Raw genomic sequence first — 20,815 nt, 5'->3', positions numbered from 1 at the left:
TTACCTCAGGAGACACACTCAAGCCTCTGCGTGTCAACCATAGATTGAAATTTTCAGCGAAATCAGTAACTTGTTTTCTTGAAAATGGCGTGATGATCGGATGCATCAAGCTGAATCATCCAAGACTCAGCGCATGGCTTGAGGCCCGAACCCCGAAGGGCAGCGCCGGCAGGGTCGTTTGAAAAAGACCCCGGCGCCCCTCGCGTATTGACCACCGGAGGGCGCAAGGGCGGAGAGGGGCCCCGCCATTGGATGATGCGCGCCGGTGCCAATCCCGCAGGTGGCCGAACCCGGTGCCAATCCGTTGCGTTGCATGGCTTGTTTCACCGGGCTTTTGCGTGGCTTTCGGCCGGGGATGCAGGGTCTGATCCCTTTGCCTGTCGGGGTATCCTGACCTGCTTCGCGGAGGCCGGTGGCCGCTCCGGCGCAACCGTCATGCGCGGCAATCAGCCCGCAGGCATGGGCAACCGCCCTGCGCAGGGCAGCAGCGCCAGCGTGTCAGCCACCTGACGGGGCCTGAAAAGCGCGTGAAAGGGTCGGAATGCACGGCGCCCGGGGCAACCTCACGCTCAGCGCAGGCCCATGCCCAGGTGCATCAGCCCCCGCCGCACCGGTGCCGCGGAATACAGCAGGTCCAGCGCCCGCCCGCGCAGGTCGCGCAAGGGCTGCGCCCCGGCCATCGAGGCACGGTTGAGCACATCCACCCCGGCCACGCGGGCGCGCACCTCGGCCCAGCGGTGGCGGTTGTAGGTGTCGATCATGGCCGCATCCCCCAGGGTGTCGGGGCGGGCCAGATCCAGCAATACCCGCAGATCGGCCAGGGACATGTTCAGCCCCTGCGCGCCGATGGGCGGGACCACATGCGCGGCCTCGGCCATCAGGGCCAGACGCTGGGCGCCGAAGCGGTCGGCCACCTGGCTGATGATCGGCCAGACAGTCAGCCGGGAGGCCAGTTTCAGCGGCCCGAACAGCCCGCCGGAGCGTTCGGTCATCGCCGCCTCGAACTCGGCTGTGGGCAGTGCCGACAGGCGCGCGACCTCGGGGCCGCGCTCCATCCACACGATGGCCGAGCAGGGCTGCCCCTCACGGTCCGGCAGCGGCACCAGTGTAAAGGGCCCGCCCGAGCGGTGAATCTCGGTCGAGACATTGTTGTGGGGGACGGGGTGGGTGACGGCAAAGGCCAGCGCCTTTTGCCCGTAGCGGGTGGTGGTCACGCCGATGGCCGCCGCCTCACGCAGGGCCGAGTTGCGGCCGTCGGCGGCAACCACCAGCCGGGCCGAAACGCTGGTCCCGTCGCTGAGACGCACGATCGCCTCTGCCTCGCGCGCGGTCAGGCCGGTGGTGCCCAGCCCGGGGCGAAAGATGACATTGGGAAGCTCTTCGATCCGGGCCACCATCTCGCGCCGCAAGAGCCAGTTGGGCAGGTTCCAGCCAAAGGGCTGGTCGGACACATCGGCGGCATCGAAGTCATGGCTGACGCGGGCCACAGGCTCGGGGCCGCCAGCATCGACGATCCGCATGACCTGCAGCGCCATCGCATGGGGGGCCAGACGCTGCCAGAGCCCCGCACGCTCCAGCACCGGTATCGAGGGCTGCAGGAAGGCAGTGGTGCGCAGATCGGCGCCGTCGGCGGCTTCGTCGGTGACCGGTGGTGCGGGATCGACGCAGAGCACCGACCAGCCGTCCGCGCCAAAGGCTGCCGCTGCCGCCAGCCCGGCAACGCCCCCGCCCGAAACCACGATGTCATAGCTGTCGCGCATTCATCCGCCCTGCCTGTTCAGCCGCCGCTCCTAGCGGCCGGTTGCAATCAGCAACACCACAATCAGCATTCCGATCGCCGCCGGAACCATCACCGTGACCAGCCCCGGAAGGCCGTAATTCATGGCGGCAAAGACGACGATGTTGAGAAATACCAGCACGCCCGCCCAGAAGGGCCAGGGCTCTTCGGCATTGCGCCAGTTGCCTGCGGGCTTGTGGTCTTCGGAACGGGTGTCGGGTGTGTCGGTCATGGCATCTCCTGTTCGTATCCGTGCCATGACCTAAGGCTTCCATGCTGCATGGCAGCATGGCAGATTGCCGCAGCGCATGGGGTGCGCGTTGCGCGCATCCCGTGCGCTGCACGCTCAGCCCAGGACGATCCGCGACAACAGCGCCAGCGCGACCAGCGAGACGATCACGCCGATCATGGCCACACCGGCCAGTCCGCCGACCACAAAGCTGCCCACCAGCAGCAGGACAGCCACCAGAATGCCGATCCAGATGCCCCAGGGTTCGGGTTCGCGATGGGGGGCGGGGCGGGGGGTGGTGTCGGCCATGGGTGTCTCCTTCGGACTGACAGCGCGCGTTCACCACCTTATGCCACGCCGGCGGGGCGCGCGGCAATATGTCCCTTGATGGCCGCATGGGACAAATCGTCCCCGCGCACCGGTTGTCCGGGTTTTAGGCGCGCGCCCTGCAACGCCCGCGTCCCTTGCCGGTCGCAGGATGGCCGCGATGGTGGCCAAGACGGTCGCCCGGCGCGGTGGGCTTTGCGCCATTGGCGAAGCCGCCCCGCGCCGCTGCCGATCATCGCGCCTCAGCCGATCATCTGGTGCATCTGGCCCATGTTGTCATAGTGCCGCTTCAGCCGTTGCAGGGCGATGCGCAGCACGATCTTGCCGGACCGCGCCGACCATCCCATGCGGCGTTCGGCGGTTTCCAGACCCTCCAGGAAACAGCAGCAGCGCAGCGCCATGTCGGCCAGACCCGGCCCCAGTTCGCGCAGCGCTCCGATCACCCTGTTGCGGGCAACGGCCGTGGCCGTGCCCGCGGCTTTCGGTGCGGGCGACAGGTTTTCGGCAGCGGCCAGCATCTCTTCCCAGTCGGTATCGTCGCCGTCCTGCATCTGGGCCAGCTCGAAATCCTCGCGCAGGCGCTCGGCGGCGGCGACCAGCGCCGGGGTCAGAAACGGCGCGCCGCTCTGGTCCCGGCGCCGAGCCAGTGCGGCAACGGGGCTTTCATTGCCGGAAAAACGGGGGCGCCGCGGGTTGTCCTCATCCTCGGTGCCGGCGGCGGGCAGCAGGTGCCCATCCGGGCAGATGGTCACCCGGCCGCGGCCGCGCAGCCGGGCTAGTTCGGCCCGCCCCGCGGCGGTGATCACATAGCTGGCCACGCGCCCGGGGCGGTGGCAGGTGATCCATTCCTTCAGCGCAAAAGCCTCGGCAATGTGGCGCTCCATGATTGCGGTGCGCCGCGGGTTGCCGTCGCCCGTGTCGCACAGCACCACAGCTTTCTCCATATCCGGGGCAATGGCAAGGATGGCGCCCGGCGCCTCCAGCCGCTCCAGGATCGCGCGAAGCTGGTCATCATCAAGCATGTCTTCATCATCACGGGGCAGGGGCATGCGGGCATGGGCAGTCATCTGGGAATGGTCCTCATCCGGGTTGCAGGAGGGATGCGTGGCAGCCATGCTGCCCAGACGGTTGAGCGCATCATCCACCAGCGGGTCATCGCGGCGGTTCTCGAATCGGCGCACCTGGCGCAACACGGTCGAGGCATGGCACCCGCGTTCGCGTGCCAGCGATCGCAGCGATTGCCCCGATGTGGTGTGCGACAGATACAGCCTGACCGCATCGGGCACCCAGTCAGGCAATTTTTCGATCTTGCGAAGGTTGGCAGCGCTCGCATCCATCCGTGTTCCGTCCCTTGCTCGGTTCGTCGGGTTCCGGGTTTTCAACCTTTGGTTGCTGTCGGTTCAGGTTGGTTAAAAACCGGTTGATGGGAGCACAATCACTTACAATCATTAAACACTGTTAAATGTCGCGTACGGGTTGCAGCCGGGCGCAACACCCCCGGAAGCTGTGGCAAGGTGTTCGCGTAATGGTTGATGGAGAGAGACCGATGCGCCACCCCCTCGAACAATTTCGGAAGCTGAAACGCCCGGGCCTGCTGGTTTCGGCAGCGCGCTTCGCGCAGCAAAGCTACCAGCGCGAGGTCACCCTGCGCGCCGCGTTGCGCGGATACCATGATGGTCCGACCCCCGGCCCCGCAGAGGCGCTGATCCTGCTGCTGCAGGTCGAAGACCGTCTGGAACAGATGCGCCAGAGCCATGACGCAGCCTGGTCGGCGGCGCGGCATGTCGCGGTCCTGTCAGCCCTGATGGCCGAAGCGCAGGCCCTGCACCATCAGCCTGCCGTCAGTGCAGTGCCGGGAGGAACCGCAGCTGCATGCTGACCAGGGGCGCAGCCGTTGCCGCCATCTGTGACCATGACGCGCGCCATTGCGACAGCCATCGCGCGAACCCGCAGGTTTCGGGGCCGTCACCCAACCAGATGCTCCGCCGGGCGCCCCTGCGCACGGCAGCGCCCCCGAGGCGCGCAGGGTGGGTGGGTGGGCGCGGCTCGGTGGCGCTTGCACCGCCATGGACCCGCGCTGTCGCGGGGAAGTCGCGCGCTTTTCGTGCCGGGATCAGGCGGCGGCGGTCATCAGGTTGCGCTGGTGCAGGGTCTCCAGCGTTTCGTCCAAGGCGCGGGTCGCGCGCAGGATCACCTCGTCGATATCATCGCGGCTGATGATCAGCGGCGGTGAAATGATCATCCGGTCCCCCACATGGCGCATGACCAGATTGTTGGCAAAGCAGCGTTCGCGCGCAATCAGGCCCACGGTGCCCACCGGCGCGGCAAAGGGCGCGCGCCGGGCCTTGTCCGGGGTCAGTGCGATCGAGGCCATGAGCCCGCGATTGACCGCTTCCCCCACCAGCGGGTGATCGGCCAGCCGTGCCCAGGCTTCGGTCAGATAGGGGCCGGTGTCATCATGCACGCGCTGGACGATCTTCTCTTCCTCCAGAATGCGCAGGTTCTCCAGCGCCACGGCCGCCGCCACCGGATGGCCGGAATAGGTATAGCCATGGTTGAACTCGCCCCCGCCGATGACCTCGGCCACCTCGTCGCAGACGATGGAACCGCCGATGGGCGCGTAGCCGGAACTCAGCCCCTTGGCGATGGTCATGATATGGGGCTGGATGTCATAACTCTGGCTGCCGAACCAATGGCCGATCCGTCCGAAGCCGCAGATCACCTCGTCGGCGATCAGCAGGATGTCATGCTCGGCGCAGATGCGCTTGATCTCGGGCCAGTAGCTTTCGGGCGGCACGATCACCCCGCCTGCACCCTGCACCGGCTCGGCGATGAAGGCGGCCACCTTGTCGGCGCCCAGCTCGGCGATCTTGGCCTCAAGCTGCCGGGCGCGGGCGATGCCGAACTCCTGCGGGTCGCTGTCGCCGCCCTCGGCATACCAGTTGGGCTGGTCGATATGCACGATATCGGGGATCGGCATACCGCCCTGGGCGTGCATCCCTGCCATCCCGCCCAGGCTGGCGCTGCCCATGGAGGACCCGTGATAGGCGTTGCGCCGGGAGATGATCACGCGCTTTTCCGGCTGGCCCTTGCGCGCCCAGTAATGGCGCACCATGCGGATGTTGGTGTCATTGGCCTCGGACCCGCCAGCGGCAAAGAACACATGGTTCAGATCGCCCGGCGCCAGTTCCGCCAGCTTTGCGGCCAGTTGCAGCGCGGGCACATGGCTGGTCTGAAAGAAGGTGTTGTAATAGGGCAGCTCGCGCATCTGGCGGGCGGCGGCCTCGGCCAGTTCGTGCCGACCGTAACCGATGTTGACACACCACAGCCCGGCCATGGCGTCGATCATTTCCGCGCCGTCGCTGTCGGTCAGGCGCACACCATCGGCGCGCACGATGATCCGCGCGCCCTTTTGCGCCAGTTCCGCATTGGCGGTGAAAGGGTGCATGTGATGGGCAGCGTCCAGGGCCTGAAGCTCGGCGGTCGGGGGGTAATTGGTGATGACGGACATGGCACGCGCTCCGGATGCTGCAGGGACATGCCGACAGGCCGGGGGCAGGGCGCCCGTGCGGTCGGCGATGGGGCCAGCATATGATCAAATCCGGCGGGGTCAATGGGATTTGATCAAATTTTCCGCGCAGCCCCCCCGTCAAACAGCCCCGCAGCCATTCCGGCGCGGATCTGATCCACGCCCTGCTGCACATCGGCCCGGATCGCCCCCGCCAGCGCCGCCGGATCACCCGATACCAGCGCATCCAGCGCCAGCTTGTGGTTGTCCGGCAGGGTGATCCCCAGCGGCCCGGTGCAGACCGCGCGCAGGGATGGCCCCACCCGCAGCCAGAGCGAGCGCGCCAGCGCCTCCAGCACCTCGGACCCGGCGGCGGCATAGAGGGTGAAGTGGAAGCGATGGTTGCAGCGCAGATAGCCCGGCACATCCCCGGCGGCGATGGCGGCGTCCACCTCGGCATCGATGGCGCGCAGATCGGCGATCAGCGCGTCTGAAACGCACGGCAGCGCCTGCACCGCCAGTTGCGATTCGATGGCGCTGCGGGCAAAGCCCAGATCGGCCAGCGCCTGCGGGTCCAGCCGGGGCACGCTGACCCGGCGGTTGCCCTGCAGCGTCAGCGCCCCTTCGGCGATCAGGCGGCGCAGAGCCTCGCGCACCGGGGTCATGCCCAGGTCCAGCCGCTCCACCAGCCCTTCGATGGTCACCGCATCACCCGGCGCCAGATGCCCGAACAGCACCATGTCCCGCAGCCGGGCATAGGCGATCTGATGGGCGGGCAGGGACCGGGCCATGCGCGCGGCCTCAGGGGATCAGCACCGTGGCGCCGGTGGTGGCGCGGGCTTCCAGCGCGCGGTGCGCCTCGGCCACCTGATCCAGGGGCATCCGCGCGCCGATGGTAATCTTGACCTTGCCGCTGATGACCATGTCGAACAGCCGGGCGGCCATCTCCTGGCAGCGGGCGTGATCGGCGATATGGGTGAACAGCGTGGGCCGGGTGATCTGCAAGGACCCCTTGCCCGCCAGCAGCGCCAGATCCACGGGCGGCACCGGCCCCGAGGCATTGCCGAAGCTGATCATCATCCCCACCGGCCGCAGCGAATTGATGGAGCCATCGAAGGTCGCTTGCCCCACAGAATCCATCACCGCATCGACGCCGCGCCCGTTCGTGATCTCCTTCACGCGGGCGGCAAAATCCTCGGTGGTGTAGTTGATGGCATGGGCGGCGCCGTGTTCCAGCGCCAGCGCGCATTTCTCATCCGTCCCGGCGGTGCCGATCAGGGTGATCCCCAGCGCGCGCGCCCATTGGCAGGCGATCAGCCCCACGCCCCCGGCGGCGGCGTGGAACAGCACCGTATCGCCCGCCTTCAGCGGCACCGTGCGGTGGAACAGGTATTCCACCGTCAGCCCTTGCAGCATCATGGCCGCGCCTTCGTCAAAGGAAATCCCGTCGGGCAGGGGGCAGACCTGCGCGGCGGGCATGACGCGGGCCGCGGCATAGGCGCCCGGAGGGGCTGCGGCATAGGCCACGCGGTCGCCGGGTTTGACATGGGTGACGCCCTCGCCCACGGCTTCGACCACGCCTGCGGCCTCCATCCCCAGCGGGTGCGGCAGGGCCAGCTTGTAAAGCCCGGTGCGCTGATAGACATCGATGTAATTCAGCCCGCAGGCGTGCTGGCGCAGGCGCAACTCGCCCGGGCCGGGCTCGCCCACGGGGCGGTCCACCAGTTTCAGAACCTCGGGGCCGCCGTTTTCCTCGATGATGACGGTCTTGGCGTTGCTCATCTGTGTCACTCTCCCTTGAAGCGCTGCGCGAATCGCGCGCGCAATTCGGCCTTCTGGACCTTGCCCATGGTGTTGCGCGGCAGCGCGGGCAGGATCTCATAGCCCTTTGGCTGCTTGTAGCGCGCAATCCTGTCCCGCAACAAGCCTTCGAGGGCTGCGGGCGTGGGCGCGGCGCCGGGGGCGGGAACGATCACCGCCAGCACGGCCTCGCCGAAATCGGGGTGGGGGACGCCGATCACGGCGGATTCCAGCACGCCCTCTGCCTCGTCCAGCAGCAATTCGACCTCCTTCGGATAGACATTGTAGCCGCCCGAGATGATCAGATCCTTCGCCCGCCCCACGATCTGCAGATAGCCATCGGCATCAAACCGCCCCAGATCGCCGGTGATGAAGAAGCCGTTGGGGCGCAGTTCCTCGGCGGTCTTTTCGGGCATGTTCCAGTAGCCCTTGAAGACGTTGGGGCCGCGCACCTCGATCATGCCGGTCTCGCCCTGTGGCAGGTCGGCGCCGGTATCGGGGTCGGTGATGATGACCTCGACCCCCGGCAGGGGCGGGCCGACGGTGCCGGGGCGGCGGTCGCCGTCATAGGGGTTCGAGGTGTTCATGTTGGTTTCCGTCATCCCGTAGCGTTCCACGATGCGGTGGCCGGTGCGGGCCTGAAACGCGGCATGGGTCTCGGCCAGCAGGGGGGCCGAGCCGGAGGTGAAGAGCCGCATATGCGCCACCAGATCGCGGGTGAAGCGGGGGTCATCCAGCAGCCGGGTGTAGAAGGTGGGCACGCCCATCATGGCCGTGGCGCTGGGCAGATCGGCAATCACCGCGTCCAGATCGAACCCCGGGTGCAGGATCATGGCGCCGCCGGTCAGCAGCACGGTGTTGGTGGCGACGAACAGCCCGTGGGTGTGAAAGACGGGCAGCGCGTGCAGCAGCACGTCATCGGCGCTGAAGCGCCAGGCCTCGGCCAGCACGCGGGCGTTGGAGAGCAGGTTGTCCTGCGTCAGCATCGCGCCCTTGGACCGCCCCGTGGTGCCCGAGGTATAGAGGAAGGCCGCCAGATCATCGGGCGCGCGGTCCTGGGGGGCGAAGGTATCTGGCGCGGCGGCCATGGCCTGCGCCACGCTGCCCCCGCCATCGGCGCCCAGGGTGGCCAGTTGCGCCCCGGCGGCCTGGGCCACGGGGGCCAGGGCTTCGGCCCGGGCGGGATCGGCCACCAGCAGGCGGGCGCCGGCATCGGTGATGAAATAGGCGACCTCCTGCGGCGTGTAGGCGGTGTTGAGCGGCAGGAACACCACGCCGGCCGCCACCGCCCCGCCGATCAGCGCCAGCGCCTGCGGGCTTTTGGCGACCTGAAGCGCCACCCTGTCACCGGGTTCCAGCCCCAGCGCCCGCAGCGCCCCGGCGGCCTGCGCCACCATCCGCGCGAACCCGTCCGCCGACAGGGTGGCGCCGTCTGGCAGATGCATCAACACGCGGTCCTGCCCGCGCAGCGGGGCATAAAGGGCATCGTGGAGGGGGTTGGCCATGGTCAGTCCTTTTGTGAGCGCGGGCGCGTGCTTAGCCGCTGCACCGGATGCAGGCAAGCGGCGCCTAGCCCTGGGGCGTTCCGGCCTTGCTGGGCTGGGCGCGCTCCAGCCCCAGCTTGCGTTCGCGCCAGATGATCAGCACCCCGGCGGCAATCACCAGCGCGGCGCCGGACAGCATGGGCAGGGTGGGGACCTCGGCGAAGACCCAATAGCCGATGGCCAGCGAAAACAGGATCTGCACATAGCCGAAGGGCGCGATGACCGAGACATCGGCCTCGCGGTAGCTGGCGGTCAGGCAGACCTGCCCCATCCCGCCCAGCAGCCCCGCCAGCACCAGAAACGCCGCCTGTTGCGCCGTGGGCAGCACCCAGCCAAAGGGCAGGGTCATGAGCGACAGCACACTGGCGGTGACCGAAAACCAGAACACGATCGCGGGCGTGGTCTCGGTATTCACCAGTTTGCGCAGGAACACCTGCGCCAGCGCCACGAACACCGCGCCCATCAGCACCAGAATCGCGCCCAGGGCCTCGCCCGTGCCCAGATCGGCATCCAGGCTGAGCCGTGGCCAGATCACGATCATCACCCCCAGCATCCCCAGCCCCACGGCGGTCAGGCGAAAGGCGCGGACCTGTTCGCCCAGGAACATGGCGGCAAAGACCACCGTCAGGATCGGGGCGGCAAAGCCGATGGCCGTGACCTCGGGCAGGGGCAGGAAGGCCAGCCCGGCAAAGCCCAGCCCCATGGCGGTTGTGCCGATCAGCCCGCGCCAGAAATGCCCCAGCGGATTGGCCGTGCGCAACCCGGTGGACAGCTCTCCCTGCCACAGCAGCCAGGCCAGGATCACCGGCAGCGCAAAGAAGGACCGGAAAAACACCGCCTGCCCGGGGGGCACCGTGTCCGCCACGGCCTTGATCAGCGATGCCATGACGATGAAGAACATCATCGAGGTGACTTTGAGGGCGATGCCGCGCAACGGGCGCATGGGGGGCTCCGGCGTTTAACCTGTTCAGTAAACGCCCCCCGCGCAGGAAGTGCAAGCCCTTGCGCGGGTCGGGCCCGGGGCCTAGCTGTTGCGCAAAGGAAAAAGGCCGCACCCCATGTCCGATGACCCTGAAACCCTGCCCCCCCAGACCGCGCTGGACCATGCCTGGCTGGCCGCCCTTGCCGCGCCCGAGGATGACACCGCGCGCCTGCGCTTCTACGCCCGCCTGACCGAGGGCGAGCTGTTCGTCCTGCTGGAGCGCGAGGCCAAGGGCGCGCAGATCGACCCGCGCGTCTTTCCGCTGGAGGATGGCCCCATGGTGGTTGCCTTCGACACCGAGGCGCGGCTGTCCGAATTCACCGGCCTGCCCGCGCCCTATGCCGCGCTGCCCGGGCGCGCGCTGGTCGAGATGCTGGCCGCCGCCGATCCGCCCGTGGCGCTGGGGCTGAACCTGGGCGTCGCGCCCTCGTCCCGCCATCTGCCGCCCGAGGTTCTGACCTGGCTGGCCGAAGCACTGGCGCAGCGCCCGGCCGAGGTCAGCGCCCGGATCGAAACCGTCACTGCCCCCGCCGGCCTGCCCGAGGCGCTGCTGCCCGCGCTGGATGCGCGGCTGGCGCGGGCCGGCGGGCTGGCGGCGGCGGCGTGGCTGGTGGCGGTGCGCTATGCGGGGGGCGGGCAGGGGCATCTGCTGGCCTTTGTCGATCCCGCACCTGGGGCCGAACCCACGCTGGCCCGCGCGCTGGGCGAGGCGCTGACCTTCTCAGGCATCGAGGCCGGGGCGCTGGACATCGCCTTTTTCGAAGCCTCCGACCCTGCGGCAGCACGTCTGGCGCGCGTGGGTCTGCGCTTTGACCTGCCCGCGCCCGCCAACACCCCTGCCGCCCCGCCCAGCCCCCCCAACCGCCCTCCGCGGCTGCGCTGACGCCGCCGGGGCAGGGATCCGGGGCAATATTTTGGGGTAAAATAATACCTATTTTCTAAGCACATGAAAACATTGAAATATTGCCGATGTTCCGCCCTTGACGCGGCGCGTGCAATCCGTAGAAACACGCCATCTTCACACGGTGGGGGACTCTGCCGCCGTGTCCAACTTCAGCCGATAGGGTCTGACATGAAAACCTACACCGCAAAACCGGCGGATATCGAGAAGAAGTGGATCCTGATCGACGCCGAAGGCATCGTTCTGGGCCGTCTTGCCTCGATCATCGCCATGCGCCTGCGCGGCAAGCACAAGGCCACCTTCACCCCCCATATGGACATGGGTGACAATGTCGTCGTCATCAACGCCGACAAGGTGCAGCTGACGGGCAACAAGCGCAACAAGCCGAACTACTGGCACACCGGCCACCCCGGCGGGATCAAGTCGCGCACCACCGGCGAAATCCTGGAAGGGAAATTCCCCGAGCGTGTGGTGACGCAGGCCGTCAAGCGGATGCTGCCCGGCGGTCCGCTGACCCGTCAGCAACTCACCCATCTGCGCGTCTATGCCGGGGCCGAGCACCCGCATGAAGCCCAGCAGCCCGAAGTGCTCGACCTGCGGTCGATGAACCCGAAAAACACGCGGAGCGCCTGAACATGGCCGAAGAACTCAAATCCCTGGACGAGCTGAAATCCGCCGTCGGTGATGTCGCCACCGCCGAGGCACCCGCCCGCGAACCCGTGCGCGATGCGCTGGGCCGCTCCTATGCCACCGGCAAGCGCAAGGACGCCGTGGCCCGTGTCTGGATCAAGCCCGGTTCGGGCAAGGTCCTGATCCGTGACCACAAGGGCGAATACATCGACTACACCAAATATTTCGCGCGCCCGGTGCTGCAGATGATCCTGCGCCAGCCCTTCCAGGTGGCCGGGGTGAGCGATCAGTTCGACGTTATGGCCACGGTCAAGGGCGGCGGCCTGTCTGGCCAGGCCGGTGCGGTCAAGCACGGCATCTCGAAAGCGCTGCAGCTTTATGATCCGGCCCTGCGCGGCGCGCTGAAGTCCGCGGGCTTCCTGACCCGCGACAGCCGCGTGGTTGAGCGCAAGAAATACGGCAAGGCCAAGGCGCGGCGCAGCTTCCAGTTCTCGAAGCGCTGACCGTCCAGCCTTTGCTGCACAAGACCCCGGCCCTGCGATGGGCCGGTTTTTTCATGCCTGCGGTGCCGGGCGGTGGGTGGGGAAACACTGCCGCTCCAACCCGGGATAGAGCACCGCCAGCGCCACCCCACGCAGGGCGTTGAACAGCAACAGCGCCGCCCAAAGCCCGTGATTGGCAAAAGCCGGGACCAGCAGCCACAGCGCCCCGGCATAGCACAGCGCCGAAAACAGCACCGTGTTGCGCATCTGCCGCGTGCCCGTGGCGCCGATATAGATCCCGTCCAGCATATAGGCGCCAAGGCTGATGATTGCGGCGGCGACCACGTAAGGCAGGTAGATCCGCGCGGTCTCTTGCACCGCCGGGTCGCGGGCCATGATGTCGATGGCCAAGGGCCCCAGCGCCCAGAACCCCAGCGCCAGCCCCACCGCGGTGCCGAAGCCCCAGAGGCTGGTCATCCCCCCCGCGCGGCGCATTGCGGCAAGCGATCGCGCGCCCACCGCCTGACCCACCAGTGCCTCGGCCGCGAAGGCGAAGCCGTCCAGCCCATAGGCGATCACCGCCAGGAATTGCAGCAGCACCTGATTGGCGGCCAGGTCTACATCGCCGAACCCCGCGCCGATGAACAGGAAGCTGGTGAACGAGGCCTGCAACACCACCGAGCGCAGCATGATATCGCCATTGACCTGCATCATCCGGCGGATGCGCGCGCGGTCGAACACCCGCGCCCAGTCCCGCCATTGCCGCCCCGAAAACGCTGCCCGGCACAGCCACAGCCCGAACACCAGCCCCGACCATTCGGCGATCAGCGTGGCAATCGCCACCCCCTGCACGCCCCAGCCCAGCCCCAGCACGAACCACAGATCCAGCCCGATGTTCAGCCCGTTGATCCAGAACTGCAGCACCAGCACGCCGCGCGTGCGTTCGGTCGCAATCAGCCACCCCGTCAGCGCATAGAGCGAGATCGTCGCCGGGGCGCCCCAGATGCGGATGGCCAGATAGTCGCGCGCCAGCGATTCCACCTGATCGCTGGCCGGGGCGATGGCAAAGGCCGCCCAGATCAGCGGCGCCTGCAGGGTGATCATCGCCAATCCCGCGCCCAGGCCCACCATCATCGACCGGGTCAGGATCGCCCCGGATTCGGCGGCGTCTCCGGCCCCGCGCGCCTGCGCCACCAGCCCGGTCGTGCCCATGCGCAGAAAGCCGAATATCCAGTAGACCGTGGTCAGCACCACCGCGCCAAGCCCCACGGCACCGATGGGCGCCGCCTCGCCCAACTGGCCCACGACGCCGGTGTCCACCAGCCCCAGGATCGGCACGGTGATATTGGCCAGCACGATCGGCACGGCGATGTTGAGCACCCGGCGATGGGTCAGCGGGCCTGCGGCAGCGGGGTGGCTCACTCTGTCCCCTCGCGTGCGGGCATCAGGAAATGACCTGTGGCCTGGGCGAACATCCGTGTGCGGTTGTCCTGCCAGGCTTCGACATGCACGCTGGCATAGCGGCGGCCAAAGCGGTTGACGCGGGCGCGGGCATAGGCGTCGCGCGGCAGGCCCGAGCGCAGGTAATCCACCGTGAAATCAATGGTCTTGGGCAGGCGCGGCAGGTGTTCGCGGTCCAGCGTCAGCGGGTCCAGCTTGCCGCTTTCCATATCGGCCCAGATCATCGCCCAGCTCAGCTCGATGATCGCCGTGACCTCCAGGAAGGACGCCGTCACCCCGCCATGGATCGCGGGCAGGGCGGGGTTGCCGATCAGCTTGTCGTCAAAGGGCAGGATGGCGGTCAGCTCATCGCCCAGACGTTCGAACCGCACGCCCAGAAAGCCGATATAGGGCACACCGTCCACCAGCGCGGCAAGTGCTGCATCGCGGCGCTGCTTGACCACCTGCACGGGTTCGGGGGCGGGGCGGCTCATGGCTTGCCCTCCGAATTCAGCCGCTCGATGACAAAGGCCCCTGCGGCGCTGGCCACAGGGGTGTCGCTTTCGCCATCGGTGGCGGTGGCGCGCACAAAGGCCACGCTGCGGGTGGCGTGGTAGCATTCGGCGCGGGCGGTGATGCGGGCGCCGGGGCGCGCGGCGCGCATGTAATCGATACGCAGGTCAATCGTTGCCGTGCTGCTGGCGCCGGGAAAGGACAGCACCGCCGCCCCGCAGCAGGTGTCCATCAGCGCCGAGACAGCGCCGCCATGAATCACGCCCGTGGCCGGGTCGCCCACGAATCGCGCGTCCCAGGGCATCGAGATTTCGGCGCGGCCGTCGCCGATCTCCTCCAACGTCATGTTCAGGGCGCGGGCAAAGGGCAGGGCTTCGATGAACTTCTGCGGCGCTATGGGGGGCGAGGTCATGGGGCACGCTCCGATTGGGATGACCCGTGTTTTGCGCCCGGCGCGCGCGGGGTGCAACCCCTTGCGGTGTGTCGGGTTGATTGCCTGTGCCTGCCTCGGGCGCTAAGAGAGGGGTGGGGAGGACCGACGGATGAGCGACACGGTTCGGTTGAGCTTCAAGGAAATGTGCGCGCGCTTCGACGTCACGCCGCGCACCCTGCGCTATTACGAATACATCGAGCTGCTGCGCCCCGAAAAGGAGGGCCGCAACCGCTTCTACGGCGCGCGTGAGGTGGCGCGGATGACCCTGATCCTGCGCGGGCGGCGCTTTGGGTTCAGCCTTGAGGAAATCCGCCAGTGGCTTGAAATCTATGAAACAAAGGGCACCGTGCCGCAGCTGCGCGCCTGGGTCGAGATGGCCGACCGGCAGGTGGCGGAACTGACCCGCCAGCAGGCTGAACTGGCGGTCACCATCGAAGACCTGCGCGCCCTGCGCGATGAGGCGCAGGGATTGATCGCCGCGCCCGAGGAAACGCCGCAGAAGTAGCCTGCAAGCCCTTCAGTTTGCAGCGAAATGGGCCAGTGTGGCGGTCAAGAAGCGGGTCCGGTGGGCGGGGGCCTCCATCAGCAGTTCATGTTCGGCGCCGTCAAACACCTCCAGTTGCCCCCCGGGCCAGCCCTGCATCCGGGTCTCGATGGCCTCGGCGCTTACGATTCTTTCGCGCGTGCCCAGCCCGCACCAGGCCGGGACGTCTGGCGCAGGCAGCCGGGCCAGCGCGGCGGTTTCCGCCAGCGCAGCGCCCAGCCAGCGCAGGCTGGGGGCGCCCAGGCGCAATTCAGGGTGCGCGTTCACCTGGTGCTGCATCCAGGCATAGGTGTCCGGGTCAGTTGTCAGGTCATTGTTGTCAAAGGGATTGTCCCACAGCCGGAATTCGATGCCCGCGCCCGGCACCGGTATGGCATCGCGCCCGGTGATCCGCGCGGCCCGCGCCAGCCCCGCCATGCCCAGCCGCATGAATTTCCCTGCGCGCAGCCCCCACATGGGCGCGCTGAAGGCCACGGCGCGGGCCCGCAGGCCGCGGGTCAGGGCCCGCAGCGCGATGCACCCGCCCATGGAATGGGCCAACACAAGGGGCTGTTCGGCGGCAGGGTCCAGATCGCGCAGTGCGTCATGCCAGACATCAACATCAGCCTGAAAGTCACTGAAATTGTTAACATAACCCAGTAGAGGGTCCCCGGTCAGCCGGTCCGAAAGCCCCTGGCCGCGCCAGTCGATGGCACTGACCGAATGGCCCGCAGCCACCAGATCGGCGATCACCCGGCCATATTTCTCGATCACCTCGGTCCGGCCGGGGAACACCATCACCAGCCCGGCACCCGCCCCCGGCCAATGGGCCATGCGCAGACGGATGCCGTCGCGCGCCACCAGCCAGCGGGCCTGCCCGCCCGGGGGCGCCTCGGCGATGGTGTGGAACAGGGGGGCTTCGGTGGGCCGGGTCACCCCAGCGCCGATCCCAGCCGCATGGCCGCGCCCATGTCGCCATCGACCTTCAGCTTGCCGCCCATGAAGGCCATGGTGGGGCTCAGGTCGCCATCGAGAATGGCGCGAAACGTGTCGGCGCTGGCGGTCAGGGTCACATCGGCCTCTTCATCGCCGGCGCGCACGCCCTCCGAATCGAGCATGACCGCGCCTTCATCCTTGATCACGAACTTGGCCGAGCCATCGAATCCGCCCGAAAGCTTTTCCGACAGGGCGATGACGGCCTGATTTATGATCTCGCTCATGATATGCTCCGTTTGTGATCGGTGCGGATGTGGTCTTTTCCGCAGGCTGCGCTACACTCGGGACTATGGGCAAAGCTATGCGCAGACTCAATCATATCGTTGCGGCAGGGGTGCTGGCATCCTTGGCGCTGCCATTGTCGGCCAGTGATGCGCAGATCGCCAATGAACGTGAGGCGGAACTGGGCGCGATGCTGCAGGAGCTGGCAGACCCGGACCTGGAACGCTGGCAGCGGCTGGAACGGCGGATCGTGCGGGCCTGGTCGCAATCGGGGTCAGCCTCGGCCGATCTGTTGTTGCAGCGCGGGCGCGAGGCGCTGCGCACCGGTGATACCCGCGCGGCGATCGAGCATCTGACCGCGCTGGTAGACCACGCTCCCGATTTCGCCGAAGGCTACAACACCCGCGCCACGGCGTTTTTCATGGCCAACCAGTATGGCCCCGCCATGGCCGACATCCAGCAGACGCTGGCGCTGAACCCGGATCATTTCGGCGCGCTGTCGGGCATGGGAATCATCCTGGAAGAGCTGGAGATGAGCGACGCCGCGCTGGAGGCTTATCGTGCCGCCAATGCTATACATCCGCACCGCCCTGACATATTACGCGCATTGGAGCGGCTGGAACTCTCGCTTGAGGGGCGGCCACTCTGACCGGGGTTCCGGTGGTGTGACGAAGACAGGCAAGGCACAGACCCATGAACATGCGCGCGCAATCCCGGGCGGTGGCGGTTCTGGGGCCCACGAATACCGGCAAGACCCATTACGCCATCGAACGGATGCTGGCGCATCGCACCGGCGTCATCGGCCTGCCGCTGCGATTGCTGGCGCGAGAGGTCTATGACCGCATCCGCGACCTGCGCGGCCCCGATGTGGTGGCGCTGGTCACGGGCGAGGAGCGCATCGTCCCCGACCGCACCCAATACTGGGTCTGCACGGTCGAGGCGATGCCCCTGGAGATCGGCGCCGATTTTGTGGCCATCGACGAGATTCAGCTCTGCAATGACCCTGACCGCGGCCATGTCTTCACCGACCGGCTGCTCCATGCCCGCGGCCTGCATGAGACGCTGTTCATGGGGTCGGATACCATGCGCGGGGCGATTGCCGCGCTGGTCCCCGGGGTGCAGTTCCAGCGGCGTGAGCGCATGTCCACGCTGGGCTATGCCGGGTCCAGAAAGCTCAGCCGGATGCCCGCGCGCAGTGCGATCGTTGGGTTCTCGGTCGAAAATGTCTATGCGATTGCGGAGCTGCTGCGGCGTCAGAAGGGCGGTTGCGCGGTGGTGATGGGGGCGCTCAGCCCGCGCACGCGCAATGCGCAGGTGGCGCTCTATCAGAATGGCGATGTGGATTATCTGGTGGCGACCGATGCCATCGGCATGGGGCTGAACCTGGATATCAAGCATGTGGCCTTTTCCGCCACGCGCAAGTTCGACGGCCGGCGGATGCGCGATCTGGGTGCCGATGAACTGGCGCAGATCGCCGGGCGCGCCGGGCGGCACATGAACGCGGGCACCTTCGGCGTCACCGGCGAGGCCCGCCCCATGGCCGAAGAAACGGTCGAGGCCATCGAATCGCACCGCTTCGTGCCGGTGAAGAAGCTGCAATGGCGCAACACGGCGCTGGATTTCGGATCGGCGGCGCGGCTGATCGCCTCGCTGGAGGCGCCGACCAGCGACGACTGGCTGACCCGCGTGCGCGAGGCCGAGGACCTGCTGGCGCTCAAATCCCTGTCGGACATGCCCGAGATCGCCGACACCCTGCGCGACGGGCGTGATGTGCGGCTGTTGTGGGATGTCTGCCGGATCCCGGATTTCCGGGGGATTTCGGGCGGGGAACATGCCGGGCTGCTGGCGCGCATCTTCGGCTTTCTGCGCGATTCGGGGCGTATCCCCGGTGACTGGTTCGCCCGCAACGTGGCCCGGATTGACCGCATCGACGGCGACATCGACGCGCTGTCCAAGCGGTTGGCCTATGTGCGCACATGGACCTATGTGGCGCAGCGCCGGGGCTGGGTAGATGATGAAAGCCATTGGCGTGAGGCGACTCGCGCTGTAGAAGACCGCTTGTCGGATGCGCTTCACGCACGTTTGACCCAGCGATTTGTTGACCGGCGCACCAGCGTCCTGATGCGCCGGTTGAAGCAGAAGGAGAGCCTTGTGGCCGAGGTGAACGACAAGGGTGAAGTGACGGTCGAGGATCAGTTGATCGGCCGGCTGGAGGGGTTCCGCTTCCGCCAGGACAAGACCGCCAGCCCCGATGAGGCGCGCACCCTGCGCCAGGCCGCCCAGGCGGCGCTGCTGCCGCAGTTCCATCTGCGCGCCGACCGCTTCTACAACGCCCCGGATACCGAGTTCGAGTTCACCGAACAGGGCGGGCTGATGTGGGGGACCGAGGCCGTGGGCAAGCTGGTCAGCGGCGCCGATGCCCTGCGCCCGCAGGTCGAGGCCTTCGTCGATGACGAGGCCGGGCCGGATGTGGCCGAAAAGGTCCGCCGCCGCTTGCAGCATTTCATCGACCGCAAGATCAACGCGCTGTTCGAACCGCTGGTCGCCATGTCGCGCGACGAGGCGCTGACGGGGCTTGCGCGCGGCTTTGCCTTCCAGATGGTCGAGGCGATGGGCGTCATCCCGCGCGAAAAGGTGGCCCAGGATGTGCGCGCGCTGGATCAGGATGCGCGCGGCAGTCTGCGCAAGCATGGGGTGCGCTTTGGCCAGTTCACCGTGTTTCTGCCGCTGCTGCTGAAACCCGCACCGACGCGGCTGCGGCTGGTTCTGGCCTCGCTCCATGCCGGGCGCGACGAGTTCCCCGAAAGCCCACCGCCGGGGCTAGTCACCATCCCCAACCTGGCCGAGGTCCCGCCCGAGGATTACCTGCTGGCGGGCTACCGCCCCTCGGGTGAGCGTGCGATCCGGGTGGACATGCTGGAGCGTCTGGCCGATCTGCTGCGCGGTCAGGACAGCCGCGGCGGGTTCGAGGCCACGGCGGACATGCTGTCCATCACCGGCCTGACGCTGGAGCAATTCGCCGATCTGATGGCCGGGCTGGGCTACACCGCCGAACGTGGGGAGCGTGTGAAAACCCCCGCCACGCCCGAAGGCGCCGCCAGCACCACGCCCGACAGCCCCGCTGCCGAGGCTGCGCCCGAGGCCGAAGTCGAAACACCCAAGGCCGAGGCACTGACCGAAGTGGCGCCCCCACAAGCGGCCGAGCCTGCGCCCGCGCCAGCCGCCGAAAGCGACGCAGCCCCCACCGACCCGCAGCCCGAGGCCGCGCCGGACAGCGCCGCGGACACCACCGATGAAGCCGCCCCCGAGATGGAGGTCTTCTTCACCTTCCGCTGGGCCCCGCGCGCCCGCCGTGGCGGGCCGCGCGACCAGCGCGCCAAACGGCCCGAGCGTGGTGATGCCCCCAAAGGGGCAAAGGGCGGAAAGCCGCGCAAGGGCAAGGCCGACGGCCCGCCGCGTGGCAAGGGGCCAAAGGGCAATGACCGCCCCGGCAGCTTCAGCGCCGGCCCGAAGAAATCCGACCGGATCGACCCGGACAACCCCTTTGCCGCCGCGCTCATGGGGCTGCGGGACAAGACCTGAGCCGTGAGCGATCCGGCACCGACCCTGCGGCTGGACAAATGGCTGTGGCACGCGCGGTTCTTCCGCACCCGGACGCTGGCGGCCAAGGCCGTGGCGGGGCAGGGGGTGCGGATCAATGGCATGCGCGTCTCCAAGCCCGCGGCCACGGTGGCGGTGGGCGATGTGCTGACCTTTGCCACCGGCCCGCGTGTCCGGGTGGCGCGTGTGCTGGCCCTGGGGGACCGCCGCGGCCCCGCGCCCGAGGCGCAGGCGCTCTACGAGGACCTCTCGCCCCCGCCGCCGCCGCGCGATGACGCCGCCCCCCGCCCCCGCGCCGGAGGGCGCCCGGAAAAGCGCGCCCGGCGTGTTTTCGACGCAGCCCGCCGGGATGCGCTTGATTGATCCGGCACCGTTGATTAGTTCCCCGGTGACTGAAACCTTGGGACGTTCGACATGACCTATGTGGTGACCGACAATTGCATCTCCTGCAAATATACCGATTGCGTGGAGGTCTGCCCCGTGGACTGTTTCTACGAGGGCGAGAACATGTTGGTCATCCACCCGGATGAATGCATTGACTGCGGCGTCTGCGAACCCGAATGCCCCGCCGACGCCATCCGCCCGGATACCGAACCGGACATGGACCAGTGGGTCGAATTCAACCGCAAGTATTCGGAACAGTGGCCGGTGATCATCACCAAGAAAGACCCCTTGCCCGAGGCGGACGAACGGGACGGAGAGACCGGGAAGCTGGAGAAATACTTCTCGGAAGCGCCCGGCGAAGGGGGATGATCACGCCGGTGTGCTGAAAAGTTTACGCAGGGTCACGCCTTGAGGCCAGCCGAGGGCTGCCTGTGACCCTATGATTCGTGCCGGTTTTGTGTTATAGAATCGTTACGCAACGAAACCTGTCCCGTGGCCGCCGGTTCTGCTCGACCAGGCGGTCT

23 protein-coding genes are annotated in these 20,815 nt (G+C 67.7%); 9 read left to right on the top strand and 14 right to left on the bottom strand.

The features are described from left to right. Nucleotides 1–569: 569 nt before the first annotated feature. The 4 genes from HUK65_RS08615 to HUK65_RS08600 all read right to left on the bottom strand — a co-directional run bounded on the left by HUK65_RS08615 (nucleotide 570) and on the right by HUK65_RS08600 (nucleotide 3,670). Nucleotides 570–1,760 (bottom strand): UbiH/UbiF family hydroxylase, encoded by a 1,191-nt coding sequence (locus HUK65_RS08615; RefSeq protein WP_179905758.1) that lies wholly within the window; start codon nucleotides 1,758–1,760, stop codon nucleotides 570–572. A gap of 30 nt (nucleotides 1,761–1,790) precedes the next feature. Then, entirely contained in the window at nucleotides 1,791–2,009 is a 219-nt protein-coding gene (locus HUK65_RS08610; RefSeq protein ID WP_179905757.1) for a hypothetical protein, read from the bottom strand. A gap of 114 nt (nucleotides 2,010–2,123) precedes the next feature. Then, nucleotides 2,124–2,315, bottom strand: a complete 192-nt coding sequence (locus HUK65_RS08605; protein ID WP_179905756.1) for a hypothetical protein — start codon at nucleotides 2,313–2,315, stop codon at nucleotides 2,124–2,126. A gap of 260 nt (nucleotides 2,316–2,575) precedes the next feature. Then, nucleotides 2,576–3,670, bottom strand: a complete 1,095-nt coding sequence (locus HUK65_RS08600) for a DUF6456 domain-containing protein (RefSeq protein ID WP_179905755.1) — start codon at nucleotides 3,668–3,670, stop codon at nucleotides 2,576–2,578. Nucleotides 3,671–3,879: 209 nt separating this feature from the next. On the opposite strand from HUK65_RS08600, the gene HUK65_RS08595 reads away from it, so the two are divergent. Continuing rightward, entirely contained in the window at nucleotides 3,880–4,212 is a 333-nt protein-coding gene (locus HUK65_RS08595) for a DUF6477 family protein (protein ID WP_179905754.1), read from the top strand. 234 nt (nucleotides 4,213–4,446) lie between these two features. On the opposite strand, the gene HUK65_RS08590 is transcribed toward HUK65_RS08595, so the two are convergent. From HUK65_RS08590 to HUK65_RS08570, 5 genes are all read right to left on the bottom strand, one after another. After that, nucleotides 4,447–5,844 (bottom strand): aspartate aminotransferase family protein, encoded by a 1,398-nt coding sequence (locus HUK65_RS08590; RefSeq protein WP_179905753.1) that lies wholly within the window; start codon nucleotides 5,842–5,844, stop codon nucleotides 4,447–4,449. A 113-nt stretch (nucleotides 5,845–5,957) separates the two neighbouring features. Continuing rightward, nucleotides 5,958–6,632: a GntR family transcriptional regulator gene (locus HUK65_RS08585; RefSeq protein WP_179905752.1), complete on the bottom strand. Its 675-nt coding sequence runs from the start codon at nucleotides 6,630–6,632 to the stop codon at nucleotides 5,958–5,960. A 10-nt stretch (nucleotides 6,633–6,642) separates the two neighbouring features. Continuing rightward, nucleotides 6,643–7,623, bottom strand: a complete 981-nt coding sequence (locus HUK65_RS08580; protein ID WP_179905751.1) for a quinone oxidoreductase family protein — start codon at nucleotides 7,621–7,623, stop codon at nucleotides 6,643–6,645. Nucleotides 7,624–7,628: 5 nt separating this feature from the next. Continuing rightward, entirely contained in the window at nucleotides 7,629–9,146 is a 1,518-nt protein-coding gene (locus HUK65_RS08575) for a malonate--CoA ligase (protein WP_179905750.1), read from the bottom strand. A 64-nt stretch (nucleotides 9,147–9,210) separates the two neighbouring features. Further along, the gene (locus tag HUK65_RS08570; RefSeq protein ID WP_179905749.1) at nucleotides 9,211–10,128 is read right to left on the bottom strand and encodes a DMT family transporter; all 918 of its coding nucleotides are present in this window, start codon (nucleotides 10,126–10,128) and stop codon (nucleotides 9,211–9,213) included. A gap of 115 nt (nucleotides 10,129–10,243) precedes the next feature. On the opposite strand from HUK65_RS08570, the gene HUK65_RS08565 reads away from it, so the two are divergent. The 3 genes from HUK65_RS08565 (at nucleotide 10,244) to rpsI (ending at nucleotide 12,201) form a co-directional block, all read left to right on the top strand. Continuing rightward, nucleotides 10,244–11,050, top strand: a complete 807-nt coding sequence (locus HUK65_RS08565) for an SseB family protein (protein ID WP_179905748.1) — start codon at nucleotides 10,244–10,246, stop codon at nucleotides 11,048–11,050. Nucleotides 11,051–11,239: 189 nt separating this feature from the next. Beyond that, nucleotides 11,240–11,701, top strand: a complete 462-nt coding sequence (gene rplM / locus HUK65_RS08560; protein WP_179905747.1) for a 50S ribosomal protein L13 — start codon at nucleotides 11,240–11,242, stop codon at nucleotides 11,699–11,701. Between the two features lie 2 nt (nucleotides 11,702–11,703). Continuing rightward, on the top strand, nucleotides 11,704–12,201 hold the full coding sequence (gene rpsI / locus HUK65_RS08555) for a 30S ribosomal protein S9 (protein WP_179905746.1): 498 nt from the start codon (nucleotides 11,704–11,706) through the stop codon (nucleotides 12,199–12,201). 51 nt (nucleotides 12,202–12,252) lie between these two features. Here the strand turns inward: rpsI and HUK65_RS08550 are convergent, their stop codons facing one another. The 3 genes from HUK65_RS08550 to HUK65_RS08540 are packed head-to-tail and all read right to left on the bottom strand — an operon-like array spanning nucleotide 12,253 to nucleotide 14,545. Further along, the gene (locus HUK65_RS08550) at nucleotides 12,253–13,602 is read right to left on the bottom strand and encodes an MATE family efflux transporter (protein WP_179905745.1); all 1,350 of its coding nucleotides are present in this window, start codon (nucleotides 13,600–13,602) and stop codon (nucleotides 12,253–12,255) included. Beyond that, complete coding sequence (locus tag HUK65_RS08545) at nucleotides 13,599–14,114, bottom strand: PaaI family thioesterase (protein ID WP_179905744.1); 516 nt, start codon at nucleotides 14,112–14,114, stop codon at nucleotides 13,599–13,601. Before HUK65_RS08545 ends, HUK65_RS08550 begins: the two co-directional genes overlap by 4 nt. Beyond that, nucleotides 14,111–14,545, bottom strand: a complete 435-nt coding sequence (locus HUK65_RS08540; protein WP_179905743.1) for a PaaI family thioesterase — start codon at nucleotides 14,543–14,545, stop codon at nucleotides 14,111–14,113. The genes HUK65_RS08545 and HUK65_RS08540 overlap by 4 nt, the downstream gene beginning before the upstream one ends. A gap of 130 nt (nucleotides 14,546–14,675) precedes the next feature. Between HUK65_RS08540 and HUK65_RS08535 the strand changes: the two genes are divergently transcribed. After that, nucleotides 14,676–15,071, top strand: a complete 396-nt coding sequence (locus HUK65_RS08535; RefSeq protein ID WP_179905742.1) for a MerR family transcriptional regulator — start codon at nucleotides 14,676–14,678, stop codon at nucleotides 15,069–15,071. Between the two features lie 12 nt (nucleotides 15,072–15,083). On the opposite strand, the gene HUK65_RS08530 is transcribed toward HUK65_RS08535, so the two are convergent. Next, entirely contained in the window at nucleotides 15,084–16,025 is a 942-nt protein-coding gene (locus tag HUK65_RS08530; RefSeq protein ID WP_179905741.1) for an alpha/beta fold hydrolase, read from the bottom strand. Next, nucleotides 16,022–16,309: an SCP2 sterol-binding domain-containing protein gene (locus HUK65_RS08525; RefSeq protein WP_179905740.1), complete on the bottom strand. Its 288-nt coding sequence runs from the start codon at nucleotides 16,307–16,309 to the stop codon at nucleotides 16,022–16,024. Before HUK65_RS08525 ends, HUK65_RS08530 begins: the two co-directional genes overlap by 4 nt. Before the next feature lie 77 nt (nucleotides 16,310–16,386). Here HUK65_RS08525 and HUK65_RS08520 point away from each other — a divergent pair, with 77 nt between their 5' ends. Genes HUK65_RS08520 through fdxA form a run of 4 tightly spaced genes read left to right on the top strand, consistent with a single transcriptional unit; the run spans nucleotide 16,387 to nucleotide 20,660 of the window. Continuing rightward, on the top strand, nucleotides 16,387–16,956 hold the full coding sequence (locus HUK65_RS08520; RefSeq protein WP_407692424.1) for a tetratricopeptide repeat protein: 570 nt from the start codon (nucleotides 16,387–16,389) through the stop codon (nucleotides 16,954–16,956). Nucleotides 16,957–17,006: 50 nt separating this feature from the next. Beyond that, nucleotides 17,007–19,889 (top strand): helicase-related protein, encoded by a 2,883-nt coding sequence (locus tag HUK65_RS08515; RefSeq protein ID WP_179905738.1) that lies wholly within the window; start codon nucleotides 17,007–17,009, stop codon nucleotides 19,887–19,889. Nucleotides 19,890–19,892: 3 nt separating this feature from the next. Then, nucleotides 19,893–20,270, top strand: a complete 378-nt coding sequence (locus tag HUK65_RS08510) for an RNA-binding S4 domain-containing protein (protein ID WP_179905737.1) — start codon at nucleotides 19,893–19,895, stop codon at nucleotides 20,268–20,270. A 51-nt stretch (nucleotides 20,271–20,321) separates the two neighbouring features. Beyond that, nucleotides 20,322–20,660 carry a ferredoxin FdxA gene (gene fdxA, locus HUK65_RS08505; RefSeq protein WP_179905736.1) on the top strand — a complete coding sequence of 113 codons (339 nt, stop codon included), beginning with the start codon at nucleotides 20,322–20,324 and terminating at the stop codon, nucleotides 20,658–20,660. Nucleotides 20,661–20,815: the final 155 nt, after the last annotated feature.

The sequence above is a fragment of the Rhabdonatronobacter sediminivivens genome (genome assembly GCF_013415485.1).
Classification (GTDB): Bacteria; Pseudomonadota; Alphaproteobacteria; order Rhodobacterales; family Rhodobacteraceae; genus Rhabdonatronobacter; species Rhabdonatronobacter sediminivivens.
The sequence above is the reverse complement of the archived record's forward strand: the minus strand, read 5'-3'. Positions and strand labels throughout refer to the sequence as shown.